Raw genomic sequence first — 23,502 nt, 5'->3', positions numbered from 1 at the left:
GTGATAGATACAGACAGTCCAGCCGACGTATATCGACCAAAAAGGGTGAGAACTTTATTACAAATTCCAGAAAGCCGCCATGCGGTGCATCTCGGCGTGAATAATAAAAATCCCGGTGCCGTTAGGCACCGGGATTTTAGCGTGACGGTTCACGCGGAATGAGGTCGGAGTCGGCCTGTAAGCCGGGTTCTGTACCGGGTTGCCCCGGGTAGCAATCATTCCTCTAGGCCAGCAATCGCTCGCTGGCTCAAGCAACCTACCCGCCCCCAACGCGGGCCGCGCCAATAGGGGCCTATTTGGTCTTGCTTCGGGTGGAGTTTACCGTGCCACGAACTGTTGCCAGTCGCGCGGTGCGCTCTTACCGCACCCTTTCACCCTTACCTGATCCCTTGCGGGCCATCGGCGGTCTGCTCTCTGTTGCACTGGTCGTAGGCTCACGCCCCCCAGGCGTTACCTGGCACCCTGCCCTGTGAAGCCCGGACTTTCCTCCCCTCCGCCCGTCTGTCCCGAGGGACACAACGACGAAGCAGCGATTGCCCAGCCAACTCCGAGGCGCGGATTATAGCCTTGCGATACGCACGGGGTAAACCGGCAATTCCCGTTTACAGCCATTTATCGCGCTTTGGCCCCCGTTTACATGCTGAATGCTCGCCGGTTCGGGGGATTGCACAGGTCAAAAAGCAGTCAGCCAGCCTATTTCATCGGCTCAATAGTGCTCGAGACCGTATTTGTAGAGGGCGTTCTTCTTCACGCCGTGGATCTCGGCGGTCAGGGCAGCCGCTTTTTTCAGTGGCAGCTCGGTCACCAGCAGACCCAGAGTACGGATCGCCTCGGCTGGCAGATCCTCTTCATCTTTGGAGGCGCCAGCCACGACCAGCACGATCTCGCCGCGGCAGCGGTTGTCATCCTCACCAAGCCAGGTCAGCATTTCGGACGCTGGCAGGCCATGGATAGACTCAAAAGTCTTGGTCAGCTCACGGCACACCACCACCTGACGCTCGCCGAGAATGCGAGCAATCGCTTCTACTGTATCCTGCACACGGCGCGGGGATTCGTAGAACACCAGCGAGCGGGTGTCTTCAATAACGGCTTGCAGGCGATCGTCACGCCCCTTGCTCTTGGCGGGCAGGAAGCCTTCAAAGGCAAAGCGATCGGTGGGCAGACCGGCCGCGCTCAGGGCGGTAATGGCGGCACAGGGACCGGGCAGCGGCACCACCTTGACCCCGGCTTCACGACAGCGGGTGACCAAGTGATAACCGGGGTCGCTGATGAGCGGGGTGCCGGCATCGGAGACCAGCGCAACACTCTTGCCCTCTTTGATCCGGCCGATCAGCACATCGGCTTTCTGCTGCTCGTTGTGATCGTGCAGGGCGAAGGTCGGCACCGAGATTTGGTAGTGGCTGAGCAGGATACCGGTATGACGGGTATCTTCGGCTGCCACCAGATCGACACTGCGTAAAATGTCCAATGCACGCTGGGTGATGTCCGCCAGATTGCCGATCGGAGTGGGGACTATATACAGGGTTGGGATGTCACTCATGGGATCTCCGAGTGCCCCGACAATTGTGTCGCCATATTGGCCCGTTTACACTATGGGGAACTTCAACACTGGTCGGGGAATGAACTTGAACCGGGTTACAAAGCAGCTAAGTGTATCACGACTCTTCGGCATCATACTCGCGGCAGTACTGCTCGCCGCCTGTGCGTCGGAGCCCAATCAACCGTCAGGGCAGTCAGGCATGCCCTCTGCGTTCTCCAATCTGACCAAGAATGCCCAGTGGTATCTTGAGCAGGTGGACCCCGCCAAGCCGGCCGAGGCCTTTACCTGGCAGATGCTGGCGGCACGCAGCTATCTGGCGCTGGGCCAGGCCAAACCGGCCTCGGCACTGTTCCAGCAATTGCAGAAGCAGGCCAAGGATCCCGTTCAGAAGGCGCAGTTGCAACTGCTGCAAGCCCATCTGTTGCTGGCGCAAGGCCACGCCAATCAGGCGCTGATCCTGCTGGAAGGCAAACCTGAGGTGGTGCTGGATGCCGATACCCAGAAGGATTGGTATCGCCAGCGCGTAGTGCTGCAGCTCGACATCAACAACAAGTTTGGCGCAGCCAAGTCGTTGATTGCACTGGAGCCCTACCTCAATCAGAGCGAGCAGGCGACCAACCATCAGCAGATCTGGTCGCTGCTCAAGAGCATGACTCCTTCCACCCTGCAAGCGCTGGAAGAGGCTCCGGCCCCTGATGTGACCACCGGCTGGCTACGACTGGCGGCACTGGTCAACGAGTTTGGCGCCCAGCCGAACTTGCTGGCCCGCCAGCTGGCAGGCTGGAAGCGCGACTTCCCCAACCATCCAGCCCAGAAGGATATGCCGGCAGGATTGGGCGATCTGGCGGCCACTGCCAGCACCTCGGTGCAACAGATCGCTGTGCTGCTGCCCCTCTCCGGCAATCTGGAGCCGCAGGGCGCCGCCATCCGTAACGGTATGCTGATGTCTTATAAGGAAAATCAGGGGCAATTCACCCTGAACTTCTACGACACCCAGAGCAAGTCAACCGGCGATCTTTACAAGCAGGCGATTCAGGAAGGGGCGGACATGATCATCGGCCCGCTGCTGAAAGACCGGGTCGAGGAGCTGCTCAAGGCCAATCCGACCGTGCCGGTACTGGCGCTCAACGAGCTGGACAAGCCGGTCGTCAACGACACCACCTACTACTTCTCCCTATCTGCCGCCGCAGATGCCGCCCAGGCAGCCCAGTACCTTTACACCCAAGGCTACCGCAAACCGCTGCTGATCGCCGCCCAGGGACGGATCGGTTACAGCAGTATCAAGGCGTTCGAGCAGAGCTGGGCCACCCTGAGCCAGGACAAGCCGGTCGTCGCCACCTTCGGTGCCCGCAACGAAGTGCAGGGGATGGTCAAGAATGCTCTGAGCGGCCGCTCTACCGCCCGTGCTGGCGAGGTAGTGCAACTCTCTGATGCCGCACCGCGCAGCATCGATGCCGTTTATGTGGTGGCCAACAGCCTGGAAACCCGGATGATCAAGCCCTACGTGGATGTCTCGGTCAATCCGATGGGAAGCCTGCCCATCTACACCAGCTCCCGTGGTTACGACAGCGCAGCCACCGAGGTCGCCTCCGAGCTCAACGGCATGCATATCGCTGATATGCCGCTGCTGCTGGGTGGCTACGAGAAACAGCGCGAGCAGATCGCCCTGCTCTGGCCGCAGACCCAGGGTGACCTGCTGCGTCTATTTGCCATGGGCTACGATGCCGTCAGCCTGGCTGAGAACCTGCAGCAGATGCGCAAGGTGGGTGGCATGCAGCAGGCCGGCATGAGCGGTCAGCTGAGCGTGGATGCCCAGGGCAATATCGTGCGGATGCTGAGCTGGGGTACTTACCAGAACGGCAAACTGGTCGACGAGAACGCCGTGCAGCAACTGGAGGAGCCCTCCAATGAAGGAACTATGGAAACGGATGCGCCAGCAGTTGCCGAGCCTGTTCCCCTCTCCAACGAGCAAGGGACAGCACTTTGAACAAGTCGCTGAACGCTGGTTGCAGGCTCAGGGCCTGCAACCGGTAGCTCGCAACTACCGCTGTCGTGGCGGTGAAATAGATCTCATCATGCACCAGGGCCAGACCCTGGTGTTTGTTGAGGTGCGCTACCGGGCCACCGGCAGCCATGGTGGGGCCGCCAGCTCGGTCACCCGCAGCAAACAGCACAAGATCATGCTGGCAGCGCGCCACTATTTGAAGCAACATGCCATCAACGAGGCCAATCAGGCCTGCCGATTCGATGTGATTGCGTTCGAGGGCGACCAGCCAGCCTGGATCCAGAACGCATTTTAAGAGGACCCTATGACTGACCGCATCAAAGAGAACTACACCGAAAGCATCCAGACCAAGATAGCCGCCGCCGAGGCGCTGCCGGATGCCATCCATACTGCAGCCCAGATGATCACCATCTGCCTGCTCAATGGCCACAAGGTGCTGGCATGCGGTAACGGTCCTTCTGCCGCACTGGCGCAGCTGTTTATCTCCGAGCTGGTCAACTGCTACGAGACCCAGCGCCCCTCCCTGCCCGGCATGGCCCTGACCCCGGACATGGCAACCATCAGCGCCATCGCCACCGACCACGGTTTTGAAGAGGTCTACGCCAAGCAGATCCGCGCGCTGGGCCAGCCTGGCGACATTCTGGTGGTCATCACCACCTCCGGCCACAGCCGCAGCCTGATCAAGGCCGCCGAGGCTGCCCTCTCCCGCGACATGACCATAGTGGTGCTGAGCGGGGGTGACGGTGGCGAAATGGCAGGTCTGCTCGGCCCGAACGATGTGGAGATCCGTGTTCCCTCCGCCCGTCGCCCTCGCATTCTGGAAGTGAACCTGTTGACCCTACACTGCCTGTGTGATCTCATCGACCAGACTCTTTTCCCGCAACAGGAAGATTGAAACCATGAAAAAGCACACTATCCTGCTCGGTCTGCTGGTTAGCACCCTGCTGCTGCAAGGCTGCGCAGCCCTGGTTGTTGGCGGCGCCGCAGGGACTGCCAAGGCCTCTGGCGATCGCCGAACGCTGGGCGCGCAATGGGATGACCAGACCATCGAGCTGAAAGCGGCCAATCTGCTGGCCGACAACAAGCCGCTCAGCGCAGCCAGCAAGATCAGCGTCTACAGCAACAATGGCCGCGTCCTGCTGGTCGGCCAGACACCTTCTGACGTTTACAAGATTGAAGCTGGCAAAATTGTCAGTCGCATCGAAGGGGTGCGCCACGTCTACAACGAATTGCGCATCGGCCAACCTGCCAGTTTCACCACTCGCAGCAATGACTCCTGGATCACCTCCAAGGTGAAAGCCGACATGTTCGGCACCAAGAACTTCGACAGCACCAAGGTCAAGGTGGTCACCGAGAACGGCGAGGTATTCCTGATTGGTCTGGTGACTCGCCAGGAGGGAGAGCAGGCAGTCAACATCGCCCGCCATGTCACCGGCGTGAAGCGTGTGATCAAGGCCTTCGAATTCGCCCAGAACTAAGCTCGACCGCACATAAAAAAACGCAGCCAATCGGCTGCGTTTTTTTATTTGATCACCTTCAGGGTCGGACGACCGCTTGGACGCGGCGGTTCCGGCTCAGGCTCCACCGGTGCTTCAGCCTGTTCCAGCCATATGTCGTAACCCGGCTCGGGCGGGAACATGGTGCCCACGCCGTTCTCCCGGGCATGAATAGCCAGTACGGCCGCCATCGGGATATAAACCTGCTGGGAGACCCCGCCAAAACGGGCACTGAAGCTGATAGCCTCGTTATCCATGTGAAATTGCATCACGGCGCGTGGCGCTATGTTCAACACAATCTGCCCATCCTGAGCGAACTGCATCGGCACCATCACATGGGGGATGTTGACGTTGACCACCAGATGGGGGGTCAGATCGTTGTCCAGCAACCAGTCAAAGAACGCCCGTAACAAGTACGGGCGGCTCGGTGTCATTGTCGGTTCCATGCTCATACGCCAGCACGGATCTCGCGTTCGGCTTCGGTCAGGGAAGCCTGGAAGGACTCACGCTCGAACAGACGAACCATGTAAGCCTTCAGCTCTTTGGCACCACGACCGGTCAGGTCGATGCCAAGGCTCGGCAGACGCCACAGCAGCGGTGCCATGTAGCAATCCACCAGACCGAACTCTTCGCTCATGAAATAGGGCATTTCACCGAAGATCGGCGCGATGGCCAGCAGGTTGTCACGCAGTTCGTTGCGTGCTGCTTCAGCATCGGTACCGGCCATGATCTTGTCAGCCAGTGAGTACCAGTCCAGCTCGATGCGGTGCATCATCAGACGGCTGTTACCACGGGCAACCGGGTAAACAGGCATCAGGGGCGGATGCGGGAAGCGCTCGTCCAGATACTCCATGATGATGCGCGAGGTGTAGAGTGCCAGCTCACGATCAACCAGGGTCGGTACAGAGTTGTACGGGTTCAGCTCGGCCAGCTCATCCGGCAGATTGGCTGGATCAACCTGGCAGATATCTACGCTAACACCCTTCTCCGCCAGGACAATACGCACCTGATGGCTGAACATATCGTTGGCACCGGAAAACAGCGTCATTACCGAACGCTTATTGGCAGCTACAGCCATTGAACCCTCCCGTCATTAAAAAGCAGAAACGGCAATGAAGCATCTTGGTCTTCATTGCCGTGCATTATATTACCCGTATCTGGTCGCTTAGTGAACGTCGCGCCAGAATTCCTTCTTCAACAGCACAGTGAAGATGAAGAAGATCACGATGAAACCAAGCACCCAGAAGCCCATGCGTTCACGCTCCTGTTGTACCGGTTCAGCCGAGTAGACCAAGAAGTTTACCAGATCCAGTACCGTCTGATCATACTCTTCGTCATCCATTTCACCATTACCGTCAGATTTGATGCTGACAACCTGCTGGGTTTCCACTCCGTCGACCGTGTGAGTAGCGAACTCGGCACGGGGGGTTCCCTGCAATGGCTCCAGCACATGGGGCATGCCCACGGACGGGAACACGGCGTTGTTCACCCCGAACGGACGGGTCTCATCCACGTAGAAGGAGCGCAGATAGGTGTAGATCCAGTCTGCACCGCGCACCCGGGCAACCAGAGTCAGATCAGGGGGCGGTGCACCAAACCACTTGGCGGCATCCTTCTCTGACATGGCGCTCTTCATCAGATCACCGACCTTTGCACCGGTGAAAATCAGGTTCTCTTTCATCAAATCTTCGGGGATCCCGAGATCTTCTGCGACCCGGTTATAACGCTGATACTGGGTGGAGTGGCATCCGGCGCAATAGTTCATGAAGGTGGCCGCGCCGCGTTGCAGCGATGCCTTGTCACTCAGATCGTAATTGGCTTTGTCCAGATGAACAGCTCCGCCACTTGCAAATACCAGAGATGGCAGCAGGGTCAGCACTGCAAATATTATTCTTTTCATTTAAATGTCACCCTCTCCGGCAGCGGCTTGGTGCTTTCATTCTTGCTATAGAAGAACAGCAGGACGAAGAACCCGAAATATCCCAGTGAACAGATCTGGGCAACCAGCGTCAACGTCGGCGTCGATGGCAACACCCCCAACACCCCCAGGATGATAAAGCAGACCACAAACTGGGCAATGTTCAGCTTGTGCAGCATGCTGCGATAACGCACCGAGCGCACCTTGCAGCGATCCAGCCACGGCAGCAGGAACAGTACCACGATGGAGAGACCCATCATGATGACGCCAAGCAGCTTGTCCGGCACCGCCCGCAAAATGGCGTAAAACGGCGTGAAGTACCACACAGGCGCAATGTGCTCCGGAGTTTTCAGACCGTTGGCCACTTCAAAGTTCGGTTTCTCGAGGAAGTAACCCCACATATCCGGCTTGAAGAAGATGATGGCGCAGAAGAAGAACAGGAAGCCAGCGACACCGATCATATCCTTGACGGTGAAGTAAGGGTGGAACGCCACCGCATCCAGCGGCCAGCCGTTCTCGTCCTTGTGCTTCTTGATGTCGATACCGTCCGGGTTGTTGGACCCCACTTCGTGCAGCGCCAGAATGTGCATGGCAACCAGCATCACCAGCACCAGCGGCAACGCGATGACATGCAGCGCGAAGAAGCGGTTCAGGGTCGCACCTGAGATCACGTAGTCACCGCGGATCCACAGGGTCAGATCGTCACCGATGACCGGAATGGCGCCAAACAGCGAGATGATGACCTGGGCACCCCAGAATGACATCTGGCCCCAGGGCAACAAGTAGCCCATAAAGGCTTCCGCCATCAGCACCAGGAAGATCAGCATGCCGAAGATCCACAGCAGTTCACGAGGCTTCTGATAAGAGCCATAGATCATGCCGCGGAACATGTGCATGTAGACCACGATGAAGAATGCAGACGCGCCGGTTGAGTGCATGTAACGCAGCAACCAGCCGTACTCCACATCACGCATGATGTACTCCACGGACGCAAACGCACCTTCCGCGGAGGGGTTGTAGTTCATGGTCAGCCAGATACCGGTGATGATCTGGTTGACCAGCACCAGCATGGCAAGCGAGCCGAAGAAGTACCAGAAGTTCAGGTTCTTCGGTGCCGGATACTTGGCCATGTGGTCGTTGTACATGGCCGTGAGCGGGAATCGATAATCGATCCAGCCCATCAGTTTACTCAACATGGTCAGGCCTCCTTGCCATCGGCACCGACCTGGATGGTGGTGTCATTAATGAATTGATAGGGCGGAATGACCAGGTTCAGCGGTGCAGGCACCCCCTGGAACACACGGCCGGCCATGTCGAACTTGGAGCCATGGCACGGGCAGAAGAAGCCGGACGTGACGCCCTGCACCTGCTCGCCAAAGCTGTCAGGTAGATAGGAAGGTGAACACCCCAAGTGGGTGCAAATACCGACCGCGACAAAAATTTCGGGCTTGATCGATCTGTACCCGTTATGGGCATAGTCAGGCTGCTGCGGCTCTTCAGATGAGGGATCCCGCAGCTTGTCATCATGTGCGGCCAAGGCATCCAGCGTCTGTTTGGTGCGTTTCACCACCCAGACAGGCTTGCCTCGCCACTCGACACGGATGAGCTGACCCGGTTCCAACTTGCTGATATCGACTTCAACCGGCGCACCGGCTGCTTTGGCCTTGGCGCTCGGATTCCATGACTTTATAAACGGCACTGCGGTAAACGCAGCTCCTACCCCACCAACGGCAACCGTTGACCAGGTAAGAAATCTGCGGCGACCGGTATCAACTGGCGCATTGCTCATCCAAAAACTCTCCCATGTGGACTCCGCACATTCTTATAGTGTCCCTGTTCCCCATTTTTCCCGTGACAACAGCGGCGGAAGCTGGATTTACAATTGCCACAGAAAACAGGGGAAATTTTAAAGAAAAGATAACAACTTGACAAGAAAGAGCGGTGAGCAATGAAAACAATAAAGAAACAATTTTTTGTCTTTTGTGACGCGTGGTTAGCATTGATGTCGGTAATATTACCAATAAAAAAAGCCTGGCAGTTGCCAGGCTTTTTTGACACTCGAAAGAGTGAGTACCAAAAGCGAATTAACGCTTGGAGTACTGCGGACGCTTACGAGCTTTGTGCAGACCAACTTTCTTACGCTCAACCTTACGGGCATCACGAGTAACAAAGCCAGCTTTACGCAGTTCGGAACGCAGGGTTTCGTCGTACTGCATCAGAGCACGAGTGATACCGTGGCGGATCGCACCAGCTTGACCGGAGATGCCACCGCCGTTAACGGTGATGTACAGGTCCAGTTTCTCGGTCATCTCAACCAGTTCCAGCGGCTGACGAACTACCATGCGGGCAGTCGGACGGCCGAAGTACTGCTCCAGGGAGCGCTGGTTGATTACGATCTTGCCGCTACCCGCTTTGATAAATACGCGAGCAGTGGAGCTTTTGCGACGGCCGGTACCGTAGTATTGATTTTCTGCCATGTTGCCAGTTCCCGATTAGATATCCAGTACTTGAGGTTGCTGAGCAGCATGAGCATGCTCGGCGCCTGCGTAAACTTTCAGTTTACGGAACATGGCACGGCCCAGAGGACCTTTCGGCAGCATGCCTTTGACGGCTGCTTCGATTACCATTTCCGGTTTACGCTGAATCAGCTTGTCGAAGCTGATTGACTTGATACCACCCGGGAAACCGGAGTGAGCGTGGTACATTTTGTCGGTAAATTTCTTACCGGTTACGTGTACCTTCTCAGCGTTTACAACGATGATGTAATCACCGGTGTCAACGTGCGGAGTGTACTCAGCTTTGTGCTTACCACGCAGACGAGCAGCGATCTCGGTTGCGATACGACCCAGAGTTTTACCTTCTGCGTCCACAATGTACCAGTCACGTTTTACGGTTTCTGGCTTGGCAACGAAAGTTTTCATTAAGTTAAACCCAATTACCTGTTACAGACCCAATTGCTTATGGGGGCTCTCCCACAAACAACAAACGATGGCCTACCTGTACCCCTTCGAATACAAGTAAAGCTTAAAGTGTTGCTGTCTTATCGACAGCTGTAACGTGGGCCGGGCGATTATAAGTGAAGTTGCCTTAAATATCACCTGCTAATTTCACTGCCATGAAACCAGCAAATGTCGCCCGGCCCTGCCTGCCGCAGATGCCCATCCGACTGGCAGGCGCGGTATTGTGACTAAGGAAGGTGCACTCTGGCAAGGTATTCGTGCGATTGCATTTCCTGAAGCCGCGAAAGACAGCGTTTGAATTCGAAATTCAGCAGCCCTTCGCCGTAGAGTTCTGTCATGGGAACCGCTGCCGACATGATGAGTTTGACGTGCCGTTCGTAAAACTCATCGACCATGGCAATGAAGCGGCGAGCCGCGTCATCCGTGCCTGTGCCCATTGGTTGCACATTGGCCAGCAGAACAGTATGGAACAGCCTGGCCAGCTCGATATAGTCGTTCTGGGAGCGGGGAGTACAGCAAAGTTGCTCAAATTCCATATAGAGCACCCCTTCCCCCATCCCGAGCGACCTCAGCTGACGATGATTGACCTCGAACGCCCCCTCGCAAGCCGTGTGCCCACCGGTTAATTGCTGAAAATAGTGGTCAAGATTGGCTTTTGCCTGCAAATCCAGCGGGCAGTGATAAATCTCCGCTTGTTCCAGCGTACGCAGGCGATAGTCGATACCTCCATCCACGTTAAGTACCTCGCAATGGCGCTCGATAAGCTCGATAGCTGGCAGAAAACGGGCTCGCTGCAGCCCGTTGCGATAAAGATCCTGCGGCGGAATATTTGAAGTGGCGACCAGCACGACGCCGTGACCAAACAGCTCCTGGAACAGCGTGCCCAGCAACATGGCATCGGTGATATCGGAGACGAAAAATTCGTCGAAACAGATGATGTCTGTCTCGCTGGCAAGCTTGCTGGCCACCAGCTTGAGGGGATCGGACTGCCCGCTCAGTCCCTGCAGTTCATCGTGAATGCGGTGCATGAAGCGGTGGAAATGGCTGCGCATCTTGCGCGTCCCCGGCAGGCTGTCGAAAAAAGTATCCATCAGCCAGGTCTTGCCTCGGCCCACTCCGCCCCACATATAGATACCCAGGACGGGCTCCGGCGGCTTGGGTTTTTGCAGCCAACCCAGCAGCCCTCGAGATCTGGTCGGAGTCGGGCGCCGTAGCAAATCCTGATACAGTCGCTCCAGCCTGCTAATGGCCATCCCCTGTGCGGGGTCGGCCACAAAGCCGGGGCGCAGCAGATCCTGCTGGTATTTTTGCTGCGGTGTCATCCTTGAGCGCCTCTCCAAGTCCCTGAATCGAGGACAAAATGGTATCACGGCCTCAGGACGCACGGTATAGTGCCATCAAGGCATGGCGGTTATAACGACCGCATAAACCCACTCTGTTTTAGCTGTAACAAGGAGCATCTATGAGTCTGTTAACTGGGATCCTGCTGGCTGTCGCGGCCTTGATTATCGGTGTCGTTCTCGGCCGTTTTTCGGTACGTAGCCGCGATGCTGGCCGTCTGGAACAGGAACTGAAGAAGGCCCACAAGGAGCTCGAGAGTTATCAGGGCCAGATCAACACCCACTTCGCCGACAGTGCCGCCCTGATGGAGCAACTGGCCGAGCAGTATCAGACCCTCTATCGCCACATGGCCGAGCAGAGCAAATTCCTGGCCAAGGCGCAGGAACCGCTGTTCCGCGAGTCATTGGTAGAAGAAGCCCCTGCCAATGTGGCAGAAGAGCCGGGCGTTCCGCCTCGCGACTATGCTGGCGCCTCTTCCGGACTGCTCAAGCAACCAAACTAGTTCCTCGCGGAACTAATTGGCCAGTCCCGTGGTCTGACCTTGACGATTGCAATGCAACTTTTTCTGGGAGCTGTTTTTCATATGCGTAAACCTCTTTCCATGCTCAGTGTGCTAGCCCTCAGTGTCGGTATCGCCATGTCTGCGGCCCCTGCTCAGGCTGCACTGCCTTCCCTGTTAGGTTCAAATCAGGAGATGCCAAGCCTGGCGCCTGTTCTCGAACAGGTCACCCCGGCGGTGGTCAATATCTCGGTTTCTGGCAAAAAAATTACCCGTCAGCGTCTGCCGGAACAGTTCAAGTTCTTCTTCGGCCCCAACATGCCCGATGAACAGGTGAGCGAGCAGCCGTTCCAGGCGCTCGGCTCCGGTGTCATCGTCGATGCCAAGAAGGGTTACGTGATCACCAACGCCCATGTGGTTCACGAGGCGGACGAGATCAAGGTCAATCTGAAGGATGGTCGTGAGTACGCGGCCAAGAAGATCGGTGAAGACAAGCAGTCCGACATCGCTCTGCTGCAAATCAAGGCCGAGGATCTGGTGCAGATCAAGTTTGCCGACTCCGACGAGCTGCGGGTGGGTGACTATGCGCTGGCCATCGGCAACCCGTTTGGTCTGGGTCAGACCGTCACCTCCGGTATTGTCAGCGCGCTGGGCCGCAGCGGCCTCAACATCGAGAATCTGGAGAACTTCATCCAGACCGATGCGGCCATCAACTCCGGTAACTCCGGCGGTGCCCTGCTCAACCTGCGTGGCGAGCTGATCGGTATCAACACCGCGATTCTGGGCCCGAACGGCGGCAACATCGGCATCGGCTTTGCCATCCCTTCCAACATGGTGCGGGATCTGACCGAGCAGATCGTCAAGTACGGTGAAGTGCGTCGCGGCCAGCTGGGTATTACCGGCACCGAGCTCACCTCCGACATCGCCAAAACCTTCGGTTACAACAAGAAGGATGGTGCCTTCGTCAATCAGGTCATGCCTGATTCGGCGGCCGACAAGGCGGGTATCAAGGCAGGCGATATCATCGTCAGCATCGATGGCAAACCGGTTCGCTCCTTCGGCGAGCTGCGTGCCAAGATCGCCACCATGGGCGCTGGCAAGCAGGTCGAGCTGGGGCTGATCCGCGATGGCAAGTCACAAACTGCCAAAGTGACCCTGAAGCAGGCCGATGACAGCGAAGTACGCGCCAGCGCGCTGCATCCGGCACTGGAAGGGGCCAAGCTGAGCACCACTACCGACCCGGTCTCCGGCGTCGCGGTGGCCGATATTGATCCGCGCTCTCCGGCAGCCGCTTCCGGCCTGCAGAAGGGTGATATCATCATCGGGGTCAACCGCCTGCGCATCAACACCCTGGGCGAGCTGACCAAGGCGCTCAAGAACAAGCCTGACGTGCTGGCGCTCAACATCCAGCGCGGCGACTCCTCGCTCTATCTGGTGATCCGCTAACGCTCAAGTTGTTCGCTACTCTCTCTATCACCCGCGGCCTTCACCGCGGGTGATTTTTATCCATCGATAGTGTTATTCTCTGCGCGCAGCCTGTACGGATGAGAATGACATGAAAATCCCCCCTTTAGTCAGTTACTTGGGCAAGTCTGTCGGTTTTGGATTGACCGTCGCAGCGCTGCTGTTGCTGCTGTTTCCCCATTTTCGCGGTGGTGCCCAACTGCCCGGCATCATCACCAATGCCCGTGAACTGAGTTTCTCCTATGCCGCCCATCGGGCAGGCCCTGCCGTCGTCAACATCTACACCCGCAGCTTTGCCCCCAATCAGGGCAATCAGGGGGAACTGCGCCCGCAAGGGCTGGGTTCTGGCGTCATCATGAATCAGCGCGGCTATGTACTGACCAACTACCACGTCATCGCCGATGCCGACCAGATCATCGTCGCGTTGCAGGATGGTCGGGTCTTCAGTGCCGAGCTGGTCGGCACCGATCAGCTCACCGACCTCGCCGTGCTCTATATCGAGTCAGACAACCTGCCGGTGATCCCGCAGGATCCCGAGCGGCTACCAGAAGTGGGGGATGTGGTGCTCGCCATCGGCAACCCCTACAACGTCGGCCAGACCATCACTCAGGGCATCATCAGTGCGACCGGCCGTACCGGCCTCTCCAGCATGGGACCCGACAGCAATGGCCGTCAGGATCTGCTGCAGACCGATGCCGCCATCAACGAGGGCAACTCGGGCGGCGCGCTGGTCAACGGCCGTGGCGATCTGGTGGGTATCAACACCGCCACCTATCACCTCAACGGCAATCAGGAGAGCTACGGCATCAGCTTCGCCATCCCCTACCGGCTGGCAAAACGGATCATGGATGAGCTGATCGCCAACGGCCGGGTGATCCGCGGCTACCTCGGGATCTCCAGCGTCGAGATCAACCCCATAGTCGCGCGGATGATGAACCTCGGCGACCTGCGTGGTCTGGTGGTGGAGAGTCTGGATCCCAACGGACCGGCGGCCAAAGGCGGCCTACAGCGAGGGGATGTGCTGCTCAAGATCAACGGAGAGGCCATCAGTGGCGTACGCAGCGCCATGGACAAGATTGTCGAAAGCCGCCCCGGCACCCAGCTGACCATCTCGGTATTCCGCTCCGGCAAGCCGCTGGAAGTGGTGGTCACTATAGAGGAAGACCTGCGCTATCAGCAGAGAACGGCCAGCTCGAGCGCCGCATCGGCCAGCTAGCGTCACTCCTTTTTATGAGAAGGGCGGGAAACCGCCCTTTTCCATATCTGCCCCCTCGACAACGTCGCTTACCGTGAGATGACTCACAGTTTCCCACAACGCTTGCCCTCTCCCCGCCCCCCGATTAGTGCGCTACCGATCACACAAAACCAGCTTCAATAAGCACTCTTTTTGTCTTTTCAGTATCCAAACGATCACTTCGGGGCCATTTCCTCAGGAATTTCCGCTTCGAATCGGAAAAACACTGCCTCCTCCACATCGACGCGCAGGCTTAGGGTAACGCCATACCTTCTGCCAGCCTTGGAGAGCAGACATTGCAAACAGAGACTCACGACCAGACCCTGACCCCGAACAGCCCGGAGTTGCTGCGCCAGACCGATCATATCCTCGCGCGCATTTATCCCCTGCTGGCCGAACAGGGCATCATCCCCAACGAGGTGCAACGGCAGATGCTGGCCTCCCATGTCAAAGCCATGGTGTGGCGCTCCCACAGCGGCGAGCCCCTGCCAGAAGTTGACCTCAGCCTGTTTGAAGAGATCTCCCCCTCTCACTGCGTCTCGCCGAACAGGTCGTCAGCTGGCTGGATCAGCTTGCTTATGAGGAGGCACACCTCTTGTCCGTCCATTTTGAAGTCGCCAAAGAAAACGAACTCAGCTCGGTGCAGAACAACTAACTCAAGGAGAAATCGATATGACAGCCATCAAACTCGTGATTGGAGACCGTCTCGGCAAGGGTCAGAAAGTGGGCGCAGGCGCGGAAGCTGCCGGGGCCAACGTGACCATCATCCCAGGCATGGCCGCTGACATGAAGCTCGGCGACGTGATGAACAAGGAGCAGGCGGATCTCGGCATCTCCTTCTGCGGCAGCGGCGGCGCCGGGGCGATCACCGCCCAGACCAAATACGGCTACAAGTGCCGCTACGGCATGCGCTCTGTTGAAGAGGGCGTCACCGCCATCAACGAAGGGTGCGTGGTGCTGGGCTTCGGTTTCATGGACAAGGAAGAGCTGGGTCAGAAGCTGGTCGAAGCCTTCGCCAAGAAGCACGGACGCGCCTGATGAAAGAGAACTTCACCACCCAGGTCATCGTCAACGGCAAGGGGACGACACGCCAGCAGGCGTTTGCCTCCGCCCTCAGCCAGGTGCAACCCACACTGCTCAAGGACAACCAGCATGTACTGCTGCGTATTGAGCCGGTCGATGTACAGGTGCTCAAAGCCGAGGAGTCGGTCCGGGTGGAGAAGTTCCTGTTCTTCTTCCTGCCGCGCCAGCGCCGCGAATACCGCGTCCAGCTGGAGATCAAGGTTCAGGTCACCAGTCTCGACGTCGCCAAGGTGACATTCACCCAGGTGTGATGCCTGCGCAGGCACAACCCCACAAGAAGGATACGTTGGATGTTTCTAATCATTTTTATCAAGTCACTCATCATTGGCGGCCTGGTTGGCGTCGGGGTGGGGGCCGGCGCGGCGCGGATGTTCCACGCCCCGACCGTACAGGGCATGGGTGCCTTCCGCACCCTGGGCGAACTTAACTCCTGCGAAGGGGATCCCGCTTCCCACTTCTCGTTTGGTCTGGGCTTCTTCTTCAACGCCTGGGCCTCGACCGTGGCGGCAGGCGCCTTCACCCAGGATGTGGATCACCGCATCATTCCGCACTGGGCCACGGCGGCACTGCTGTTCAAAAATCGGGATCTCGCCACCACTCTGCACGACCCGAAAAAGATGGCCATCGCTGGCGGCATCATAGGTGCCATCGTGGTCGCCTTCCTCAACAGCACGGCCGCAGCCGTCCCGGCCGCCCTGCAGGTCACTGCGGTCAAGGTGCTGGTACCGGCCGCCAACCTGCTGGTCAACACCGTCATGCCGGTGATCTTCTGGCTGGCCGCCATTGAGGCGGGCAAGAAATCCGGTTTCTGGGCCACCATCTTCGGCGGTCTGGCACAGCTCATCATGGGCAACGCGGTACCGGGCCTGGTGCTCGGCATCCTGATCGGCAAGGGCGTGGAAGAGAGCGGCTGGAACCATGTCACCAAGGTGATGATGGCTGCCATCGTCCTGCTGTTCGTGCTGAGCGGCTTCTTCCGCGGCTTTGACATGAAACTGATTGAATCCTTCCATATGGGTGTCCCCCTGTGGCTGGAAAACGTCCATAACCTGCTGAGCGGCAAATAAGGGGTCACACCATGGATGAGAAACTGAAAAACAACTTCTGGTACGCCGACTGGTCATTCCCCATCTTCGTCGGCCTGCTCTCGGCTGGGGTCTTTGCCGGTACCCATATGTTCTATCTGTACGGGGTTGGTGCCTTCAACGAGGTAGCCTTCGTCGCCATGCTGAAAGCCGGAATGGACACGGGTGCCTACGGCGCGGTAGCCGCGTTCGGTGCCAGCTTCCTGTTCGCCCGCATCATCGAGGGATCCCTGGTGGGGATTCTGGATATCGGCGGAGCAATCCAGACCGGGGTCGGCCTCGGTGTGCCAGCCCTGCTGCTGGGAGCCGGCATCGTCTATCCGGTGGAGAACTTCGGTGCCTCGCTGGCAACCGGCATGGGGATTGGTCTGGCTATCGGCTACGTCATCATTCTGGCGCGCAAGTTCACCATCAACCAGAGCAACTCCACTTACGGTGCTGACGTGATGATGGGTGCTGGCAACAGCTCTGGCCGCTTCCTCGGCCCCCTCATCATCCTCTCCGCCATGGGCGCTTCCATCCCCATCGGTATCGGTTCCCTGCTGGGTGCGCTGCTGTTCTACGTGTGGGGCAAGCCCATCACCGGCGGTGCCATTCTGGGAGCCATGCTGCTGGGTACCTTCTTCCCGGTAGCCCTTGTGTAAGTACCAGCCGCCCTGCGGGGCGGCTCGCCAGAGGTTATCAGCATGTACGACATCATCATCAAAGCGGGGCGGCTGGGAGATGGCCAGCTCGTCGATATCGCCATCAGGGAGGGCAAAATCGCCGCCATCGGCTCCCTGCCGGAGACGGCAACGGCGCGGCAGATCCTGGATTTCGGCGGCCGGGTGCATGTGAGCGCTGGCTGGATCGACGGCCACACCCACTGCTACCCCACCTCCCCCATCTATCACGATGAGCCGGACAAGGTGGGCGTAGAGTCCGGCGTCACCACCGTCATCGACGCCGGCAGCACCGGAGCCGACGATGTGGATGACTTTCAGCAGACCGCTGCGGGCTGCAAGACCCGGGTGCATGCCCTGCTCAACATCTCCCGCATCGGTCTGCTGCGCCAGAACGAGCTGGCGGATAGCCGGGACCTCGATATGGATCTCGCCTCGGCAGCCATTCGCCGCCACCCCGACTTTATCGTTGGCATCAAGGCGCGGATGAGCGGTAGCGTGGTAGGTGAGAACGGCCTGCAACCGCTGCGCATGGCCAAGGCCCTGCAACAGGCTCACGGCCAGCTGCCGCTGATGGTGCACGTGGGTAACACACCGCCGGATCTGGACGAGATCGTCGCTCTGCTGGGGGATGGCGATCTGCTGACCCACTGCTTCAACGGCAAACCGAACCGCATCCTGACTCCGGCTGGCGAGCTGCGGGTCGCGGTGCGCGAGGCGATGAAACGGGGCCTGTTGCTCGACATCGGCCACGGCGGTGCCAGCTTCAGCTTCGAGGTGGCGGAGCTGGCTATCCGGCAGGGGATCCTGCCCCGCACCATCAGCTCAGACATCTACTGCAAGAACCGCATCAAGGGGCCGGTCTACAGTCTGGCTCACGTGATGTCGAAGTTTCTCGCCATCGGCATGACGCTGGAGCAGGTGATTGCCTGCGTCACCCATCAGGCCGCCGATGCCCTGCGCCTTTCCGGCAAGGGGCGGCTCGAGGTAGGCGCCGATGCCGATCTGACCCTGTTCGAGGTCACCAGCGGCCCGACCCTGTTTATGGATACCGAAGCCCAGTCCCGCAGCGGTGACCAACAACTGCAGCCTCTCGCCGCCCTGGTCGGTGGCGAACTGGTTCTGACTCACTATGGGAAATCACACCATGCCTTCTGTTTATGAGAAATATCAGCTCAAACCGGTGATCAACGCCTCCGGGCGCATGACCATTCTCGGCGTCTCCACCCCCGAGCAGGAGGTGGTCGATGCGGTCAATTTTGGCCTGGGCCACTACTTCGAGGTCAAGGATCTGATCAACAAGACCGGCACCTATCTGGCTGGTTTACTGGATGTGGAAGATGCGGTGGTGGTCTCCTGTGCCAGCGCCGGCATCGCCCAGTCAGTGGCCGCCATGATAGTGCGCGGCGATCCCTACCGCCTTGAGCACCTGCATGCCCACCCCCATGACGTGCCGAGTGAAATCGTGCTGCCCAAGGGGCATAACGTCAACTTCGGCGCCCCGGTCGGCACCATGGTCAATCTGGGTGGCGGCAAAGTAATAGAGGCCGGTTACGCCAACGAGTGTTCCCCGGCCCAGCTGGCCGCCGCCGTCAATGCCAACACAGCAGCCATCCTCTACATCAAATCCCACCACTGCGTGCAGAAGAGCATTCTGTCGGTGGCCGAGGCAGCCGAGGTGGCCAAGGCCCACGGACTCCCGCTCATCGTTGATGCGGCAGCCGAGGAGGATCTGCGCCTCTACTACAGCCAGGGGGCAGATCTGGTCATCTACAGCGGCGCCAAGGCCATTGAAGGGCCCACCAGCGGGCTGGTAGTTGGCAAGCGTCAGTACGTGGAGTGGGTCAAGCAGCAAGCCAACGGCATCGGCCGCGCCATGAAGGTGGGCAAGGAGGGGATCCTCGGCCTGACCCACGCCATCGAGCGCTATCTGGCCAAAGAGAAAGAGAGCGGCGCCGCCATGGTCTCCAAGATGGCCCCCTTCATCGAGCGCCTCAATCAGCTGCCCGGCGTTACCGCCAAAGTGGTGTGGGACAGCGCTGGGCGCGACATCGCCCGCACCGATATCGCCTTCGACCACCAGCAGGTCGGCATGACCACAGTGCAGGTCGTCAGCCGTCTGCAACAGGGCACACCTGCCATCTACTGCCGTGGCTACAAGGCCAACGAGGGGCACATCGAGATCGATGTGCGCAGCGTCACCGTGCCCCAGCTCGACCAAATCCACTCCGCCATTGCCAACCTCGTTCAGGAGAATCGCTGATGTCCCTTACCCCCAACTACTATCGTGATCGGGTCTGTCTCAACGTGTTGGCCGGTTCCAAAGAGAATGCCGTCGAGGTGTACGACGCAGCCGAAGGCCACGTGCTGGTCGGTGTGCTCTCCAAAAACTACCCGGATATTCCTTCAGCAGTTGCTGATATGAAGGAGTACGCCAAGCTTATCGATAACGCCCTCTCCATCGGACTGGGCGCCGGTGATCCGCGCCAATCCGCCATGGTGGCCGAGCTGGCCTGCCAGCTGCAGCCCCAGCACGTCAATCAGGTGTTCACTGGCGTTGGCGCCAGCCGGGCGCTGCTCGGCCAATCACAAACGCTGGTGAATGGGCTGATCTCCCCTACCGGCATGTCGGGCATGGTAAAGATCTCCACCGGTCCACTCAGCGCCGGGCAGCCGGATGGCATAGTGCCCATCGATACCGCCATTGCCTTGCTCAAGGACATGGGCGGCAGCTCGGTCAAGTTCTTCCCCATGGGCGGGCTGGCCTGCCGCGACGAGTATCAGGCAGTGGCCGAGGCTTGTGCCCGCAACAACTTCTGGCTGGAGCCCACCGGTGGCATCGATCTGGAGAACTTCGAGGAGATAGTGAGGATTGCGCTGGACGCCGGAGTCGAGAAGGTGATCCCGCACGTCTACAGCTCCATCATCGACAGCGCGAGCGGGCACACTCGCCCCGAGGATGTGCGCACTCTGCTGGCCATAGTGAAACGACTGTTGGCCTGATGGCAGTCACGGGCGCCGGTTCAATCACTGACCGGTGCCTGGCTTGTTGATGACCCACTTGTTAACATCGACCCTTTATCTCGCAACAGGAGTCTTGCATACCCCCTATGATCAAGCTGCCACACCCCAGGCTCCATCAACTGCTGATCCAGCTCCACGCCGAACCGCTGCCACAGGAGGAGCTGGCTCGCCGCCTCAATGTCTCCACCCGCACGGTGCGCACCGATGTGGCGACCCTCAACGAACTGATTGCCACCCACGGCGCTCACCTGATCCACCAGCGTGGTAGCGGCTACCAGCTGAAAATCTACAATCAGGGACTGTTCGAGGCTCTGCTGGCGGCCCAGGGTCAGGATAGCAGCCTGCCACGCACCAGCCGGGAGCGGGTGCTGCACCTGCAGATCCTGTTATTGACGGCAGAGCAGGGGATCAAGCTCGATGAGCTGGCTGATACCTGGTATCTGAGCCGGGCGGCACTGCAGGGGGATATGGCGGAAGTCCGTGAGCAACTCAGCCACTTCAGGCTCAGCGTCGAGAGCAAACCCCGCCTGGGGATGCGCATTCAGGGGGAGGAGACGGCGATCCGGGCCTGTCTGACCCAGCTGCTCTATCAGGAGTTGCTGCACAACAACCAGTTGCAAACCTTGCTGCCCAACCTCTGCCCCAGCAAGACGATGGAGGTAGTGGGCAATCACATCCATGCCCAGCTTGCCCGACATCAGCTGCGTCTCGCTGACGAGAGCTTGCAGCAACTCGCCATCTACTGCGCCGTTGCCCTGCTGCGTCAGGCATCCGGTCACGAGTTGCGCCACTTCGCCAGCGAGGATCTGACTCTGCCGCTGCTGGCAGTATCTCGCGATATTTATGCGGTATTGCCAACCCTGACGCCCCCCGTAGAGGATGAGATCGCCGGTCTCGCCATCCAGATCCAGGCGCGCCTGATTGCCGATACTCCCCAGCTCAGCCCGGCGATGGCCGCCGAGAGCGAACAGCTGGTGGAGCATCTGCTGGCCTACATTCATCAACACTACCCTTACGACCTGCGAGGCGACCAACAGCTGCGGGCCGACCTGCAAACCCATATCAGCGCCATGCTGCTACGGGTTAAATACCAGATTGGCAACCACAACCCGCTGGCCGATCACATCAAGCAGTACTACCCCCTCGCCTACGACATCACGCTGGCGGCCATTTCGGAGTGGATCAAGCAGACCCCCTACCGATTGACCCACCACGAGATCGGCTATCTGGTGATCCATATCGGGGTCGGGTTGGAGCGCCATTACGACATCGGCTATACCCGCCGCCCGCAGGCATTGCTGCTGTGCGATGCGGGTAACGCCACCTTCCGGGTGCTGGAGGCGCGCATCAAGCGGGAGTATCCCCAGTTACAGCTGACCACGCTGGAGTCGGTGCGGGATTACGAAGGGCTGGCGCAGATCGCACAGGACTTTGTCATTAGTACCGTCAAGGTGAACGAAAAAAACGCCCCCGTGGTACTCGTTGCCCCCTTCCCGACCCAATACCAGCTGGAGCAGCTTGGCAAGCTGGTGCTGATCGACCGCACCCGCCCCTACATGCTCGACAAATATTTCGATGCCGACCACTTCATGGTGGTCAACGGCCCCCTCAGCCAGGCCGAACTGTTTGCCCGTATCTGTGATCAGCTGGAGGCGGAAGATCTGGTGGAGAGCGGCTTCAGAGCCTCACTGCAGGAGCGGGAGCGGATCGTCTCCACCATGCTGGGAGAAGGGATCGCCCTGCCCCACTCCCTCGGTCTGCTGGCGCGCCGCACTCTGGTTTACACCGTACTGGCCCCGCAGGGGATCGACTGGGGCAACGGAGAAATCGCGACGCTCATCTTCGTGCTAGCCATCAGCAAGGCCGACTACGAGGAGGCGATGGGTCTCTACGACCTGTTTCTGGCACTGATGAACGAAAAAGCCAGCAGGAATCTGCTGGCTTGTCGGGATTTTGCCAGCTTCAAAGCGCTGGCGCGTACCGGTTCATAACATATAACGAGGAGTGACTACTCCTCGTTGAAGCCGGAGGTGAACAGCTCCACCACGGCGGCCAGGGCCTCGACCTCTTCGGGGCCCTCAACCTGTACTTCCACCTGCCGCCCTTGCGCGGAATCCAGCATCAACAGGCCGATGATGCTGTCAGCATCGGCCTCCACACCATCTTCATTGCGCAGCAGCACGTGAGCATCGAAACCCTGCACCAGCTCGAACAGCATCATGGCTGGTCTGGCATGAATACCCAGCTTGTTTTTCACTTCAACCGAGGCGGAAACAGTCATCGGGTCGTCCTATTGGTCCGTCAGGATTGGGGGGCACTCTTGTCGAGAGTGCGGTGGCGGATCTGCACGTTCTTGCCAAGCAAACGGAATGCACTGGCCAGCCGCTCTGCAATAAAGACCGAGCGGTGCTGACCACCGGTGCAACCGATGCCGACCGTGAGGTAGCTGCGATTGTTGCGCTCCAGATGGGGCAACCAGGTCGCCAGCATATTTTCGATCTGCTGGGTAAACAGCATCACGTCGGCTTGCGCCGAGAGGTAGTTGGCGACCGGCTCATCCTTGCCAGTAAACGGCTTGAGCTCGGGGATCCAGTGCGGATTGGGCAGGAAGCGGGCATCGAACACGAAGTCGGCATCCTTGGGAATGCCGTACTTGAAGCCGAACGACTCGAACACCAGCACCAGCTCGTTCTCTTTCTTCCCAAGCACCCTGGTCTTGATGAGCTCGCTCAGGTCGTGAATGCTGAGGGTAGTGGTGTCGATGCGCAGGTCAGCGGTCGAGGAGATGGGCGCCAGCAGGTGGGTCTCCTCCCGAATCGCCTCATCCAGCGACAGCTTGTTGCGTGAGAGGGGGTGCAGGCGGCGGCTCTCGCCATAGCGCTTGAGCAGGGTGCCGTTGTCGGCATCGAAGAAAAAGCTGGAGAACTCTACCCGCCCCTCATTGCGCACCTGAGCCAGCAGATTTTCCAGTTTCTCCGGATCGCTCGGCAGGTTGCGCACATCGATGCTGACCGCCAGCTTGTCGTACTGGCTCTCCACCGAGACAATCAGCTGGGGCAGCAGATTGACCGGCAGGTTGTCCACACAGTAGTAACCCAGATCTTCCAGCACTCGCAGGGCTACCGTTTTACCGGAGCCCGAACGTCCACTTACCACGATTAACTGCATCTTGTTCCCTCACGCCAAAACGG

General features: G+C 58.8%; 27 protein-coding genes, 1 other RNA gene and 1 pseudogene. 16 read left to right on the top strand and 13 right to left on the bottom strand.

Going from position 1 to position 23,502, the window contains the following annotated elements:
• Positions 1-162: 162 nt before the first annotated feature.
• Positions 163-549, bottom strand: an RNA gene (gene rnpB / locus ACTG27_RS18645) — RNase P RNA component class A.
• Positions 550-706: 157 nt separating this feature from the next.
• On the bottom strand, positions 707-1,540 hold the full coding sequence (gene rsmI / locus ACTG27_RS18640; RefSeq protein ID WP_019444830.1) for a 16S rRNA (cytidine(1402)-2'-O)-methyltransferase: 834 nt from the start codon (positions 1,538-1,540) through the stop codon (positions 707-709).
• Between the two features lie 199 nt (positions 1,541-1,739).
• On the opposite strand from rsmI, the gene ACTG27_RS18635 reads away from it, so the two are divergent.
• From ACTG27_RS18635 to dolP, 4 genes are read left to right on the top strand one after another with little or no spacing between them, the layout of a single operon-like run.
• Positions 1,740-3,527, top strand: coding sequence for a penicillin-binding protein activator (locus tag ACTG27_RS18635; RefSeq protein ID WP_439980158.1), 1,788 nt, complete (start codon positions 1,740-1,742; stop codon positions 3,525-3,527).
• Entirely contained in the window at positions 3,469-3,840 is a 372-nt protein-coding gene (locus tag ACTG27_RS18630) for a YraN family protein (protein WP_005341723.1), read from the top strand. The genes ACTG27_RS18635 and ACTG27_RS18630 overlap by 59 nt, the downstream gene beginning before the upstream one ends.
• A gap of 9 nt (positions 3,841-3,849) precedes the next feature.
• Positions 3,850-4,440, top strand: coding sequence for a D-sedoheptulose-7-phosphate isomerase (locus tag ACTG27_RS18625; RefSeq protein WP_005336275.1), 591 nt, complete (start codon positions 3,850-3,852; stop codon positions 4,438-4,440).
• Between the two features lie 4 nt (positions 4,441-4,444).
• Entirely contained in the window at positions 4,445-5,023 is a 579-nt protein-coding gene (gene dolP / locus ACTG27_RS18620; RefSeq protein WP_005336277.1) for a division/outer membrane stress-associated lipid-binding lipoprotein, read from the top strand.
• 44 nt (positions 5,024-5,067) lie between these two features.
• On the opposite strand, the gene ACTG27_RS18615 is transcribed toward dolP, so the two are convergent.
• The 8 genes from ACTG27_RS18615 to zapE all read right to left on the bottom strand — a co-directional run bounded on the left by ACTG27_RS18615 (position 5,068) and on the right by zapE (position 11,241).
• Positions 5,068-5,493, bottom strand: coding sequence for a ClpXP protease specificity-enhancing factor (locus tag ACTG27_RS18615; protein WP_005336278.1), 426 nt, complete (start codon positions 5,491-5,493; stop codon positions 5,068-5,070).
• Positions 5,490-6,119, bottom strand: a complete 630-nt coding sequence (sspA, locus tag ACTG27_RS18610; RefSeq protein ID WP_005336279.1) for a stringent starvation protein SspA — start codon at positions 6,117-6,119, stop codon at positions 5,490-5,492. Before sspA ends, ACTG27_RS18615 begins: the two co-directional genes overlap by 4 nt.
• A gap of 87 nt (positions 6,120-6,206) precedes the next feature.
• On the bottom strand, positions 6,207-6,941 hold the full coding sequence (locus ACTG27_RS18605) for a cytochrome c1 (RefSeq protein ID WP_005336280.1): 735 nt from the start codon (positions 6,939-6,941) through the stop codon (positions 6,207-6,209).
• A complete protein-coding gene (locus ACTG27_RS18600) occupies positions 6,938-8,155 on the bottom strand; it encodes a cytochrome b (protein WP_005336282.1) in 1,218 nt (405 codons plus the stop codon). The genes ACTG27_RS18605 and ACTG27_RS18600 overlap by 4 nt, the downstream gene beginning before the upstream one ends.
• A 2-nt stretch (positions 8,156-8,157) precedes the next feature.
• Positions 8,158-8,748, bottom strand: coding sequence for a ubiquinol-cytochrome c reductase iron-sulfur subunit (petA, locus tag ACTG27_RS18595; protein ID WP_005336284.1), 591 nt, complete (start codon positions 8,746-8,748; stop codon positions 8,158-8,160).
• A gap of 295 nt (positions 8,749-9,043) precedes the next feature.
• On the bottom strand, positions 9,044-9,436 hold the full coding sequence (gene rpsI, locus ACTG27_RS18590; protein WP_005336286.1) for a 30S ribosomal protein S9: 393 nt from the start codon (positions 9,434-9,436) through the stop codon (positions 9,044-9,046).
• 15 nt (positions 9,437-9,451) lie between these two features.
• Entirely contained in the window at positions 9,452-9,880 is a 429-nt protein-coding gene (rplM, locus tag ACTG27_RS18585; RefSeq protein WP_005336289.1) for a 50S ribosomal protein L13, read from the bottom strand.
• Between the two features lie 266 nt (positions 9,881-10,146).
• Positions 10,147-11,241 (bottom strand): cell division protein ZapE, encoded by a 1,095-nt coding sequence (gene zapE, locus ACTG27_RS18580; protein WP_115544965.1) that lies wholly within the window; start codon positions 11,239-11,241, stop codon positions 10,147-10,149.
• A gap of 140 nt (positions 11,242-11,381) precedes the next feature.
• On the opposite strand from zapE, the gene ACTG27_RS18575 reads away from it, so the two are divergent.
• The 3 genes from ACTG27_RS18575 to degS all read left to right on the top strand — a co-directional run bounded on the left by ACTG27_RS18575 (position 11,382) and on the right by degS (position 14,439).
• Entirely contained in the window at positions 11,382-11,762 is a 381-nt protein-coding gene (locus ACTG27_RS18575) for a YhcB family protein (protein ID WP_005355138.1), read from the top strand.
• Positions 11,763-11,843: 81 nt separating this feature from the next.
• Complete coding sequence (locus ACTG27_RS18570) at positions 11,844-13,205, top strand: Do family serine endopeptidase (RefSeq protein WP_005336295.1); 1,362 nt, start codon at positions 11,844-11,846, stop codon at positions 13,203-13,205.
• Positions 13,206-13,314: 109 nt separating this feature from the next.
• Complete coding sequence (degS, locus tag ACTG27_RS18565; RefSeq protein ID WP_201992403.1) at positions 13,315-14,439, top strand: outer membrane-stress sensor serine endopeptidase DegS; 1,125 nt, start codon at positions 13,315-13,317, stop codon at positions 14,437-14,439.
• 194 nt (positions 14,440-14,633) lie between these two features.
• Here degS and ACTG27_RS18560 read toward each other — a convergent pair whose 3' ends face one another.
• On the bottom strand, positions 14,634-14,903 hold the full coding sequence (locus ACTG27_RS18560) for a hypothetical protein (RefSeq protein ID WP_439980552.1): 270 nt from the start codon (positions 14,901-14,903) through the stop codon (positions 14,634-14,636).
• Between ACTG27_RS18560 and ACTG27_RS18555 the strand changes: the two are divergent.
• The 9 genes and pseudogenes from ACTG27_RS18555 to ACTG27_RS18515 all read left to right on the top strand — a co-directional run bounded on the left by ACTG27_RS18555 (position 14,802) and on the right by ACTG27_RS18515 (position 22,302).
• Positions 14,802-15,112: pseudogene (locus ACTG27_RS18555) on the top strand (transcriptional regulator). The gene ACTG27_RS18560 and the pseudogene ACTG27_RS18555 sit on opposite strands and share 102 nt — an antisense overlap.
• 17 nt (positions 15,113-15,129) lie before the next feature.
• Positions 15,130-15,495, top strand: a complete 366-nt coding sequence (locus ACTG27_RS18550; protein WP_005355141.1) for an SFCGS family glycine-rich protein — start codon at positions 15,130-15,132, stop codon at positions 15,493-15,495.
• Positions 15,495-15,791 carry a DUF4312 family protein gene (locus ACTG27_RS18545; RefSeq protein ID WP_439980157.1) on the top strand — a complete coding sequence of 99 codons (297 nt, stop codon included), beginning with the start codon at positions 15,495-15,497 and terminating at the stop codon, positions 15,789-15,791. The genes ACTG27_RS18550 and ACTG27_RS18545 overlap by 1 nt, the downstream gene beginning before the upstream one ends.
• Positions 15,792-15,830: 39 nt before the next feature.
• Positions 15,831-16,607, top strand: a complete 777-nt coding sequence (locus ACTG27_RS18540) for a DUF4311 domain-containing protein (RefSeq protein ID WP_005341754.1) — start codon at positions 15,831-15,833, stop codon at positions 16,605-16,607.
• An 11-nt stretch (positions 16,608-16,618) separates the two neighbouring features.
• On the top strand, positions 16,619-17,269 hold the full coding sequence (locus ACTG27_RS18535; protein WP_005355144.1) for a DUF4310 family protein: 651 nt from the start codon (positions 16,619-16,621) through the stop codon (positions 17,267-17,269).
• Positions 17,270-17,311: 42 nt separating this feature from the next.
• Entirely contained in the window at positions 17,312-18,451 is a 1,140-nt protein-coding gene (locus tag ACTG27_RS18530; RefSeq protein WP_439980155.1) for an amidohydrolase/deacetylase family metallohydrolase, read from the top strand.
• Positions 18,435-19,550 carry a DgaE family pyridoxal phosphate-dependent ammonia lyase gene (locus tag ACTG27_RS18525; RefSeq protein ID WP_439980154.1) on the top strand — a complete coding sequence of 372 codons (1,116 nt, stop codon included), beginning with the start codon at positions 18,435-18,437 and terminating at the stop codon, positions 19,548-19,550. The genes ACTG27_RS18530 and ACTG27_RS18525 overlap by 17 nt, the downstream gene beginning before the upstream one ends.
• Positions 19,550-20,290: a 2-dehydro-3-deoxy-phosphogluconate aldolase gene (gene dagF / locus ACTG27_RS18520; RefSeq protein WP_330124684.1), complete on the top strand. Its 741-nt coding sequence runs from the start codon at positions 19,550-19,552 to the stop codon at positions 20,288-20,290. The genes ACTG27_RS18525 and dagF overlap by 1 nt, the downstream gene beginning before the upstream one ends.
• Positions 20,291-20,397: 107 nt before the next feature.
• Entirely contained in the window at positions 20,398-22,302 is a 1,905-nt protein-coding gene (locus ACTG27_RS18515; protein ID WP_439980153.1) for a BglG family transcription antiterminator, read from the top strand.
• A 17-nt stretch (positions 22,303-22,319) separates the two neighbouring features.
• Here the strand turns inward: ACTG27_RS18515 and npr are convergent, their stop codons facing one another.
• The gene (npr, locus tag ACTG27_RS18510; protein ID WP_005336318.1) at positions 22,320-22,592 is read right to left on the bottom strand and encodes a PTS phosphocarrier protein NPr; all 273 of its coding nucleotides are present in this window, start codon (positions 22,590-22,592) and stop codon (positions 22,320-22,322) included.
• A 20-nt stretch (positions 22,593-22,612) separates the two neighbouring features.
• Positions 22,613-23,479, bottom strand: coding sequence for an RNase adapter RapZ (gene rapZ / locus ACTG27_RS18505; RefSeq protein WP_005336320.1), 867 nt, complete (start codon positions 23,477-23,479; stop codon positions 22,613-22,615).
• Positions 23,480-23,502: the final 23 nt, after the last annotated feature.

Source organism: Aeromonas sp. 97A (assembly GCF_051919185.1).
GTDB lineage: Bacteria > Pseudomonadota > Gammaproteobacteria > Enterobacterales > Aeromonadaceae > Aeromonas > Aeromonas veronii.
The sequence above is the reverse complement of the archived record's forward strand: the minus strand, read 5'-3'. Positions and strand labels throughout refer to the sequence as shown.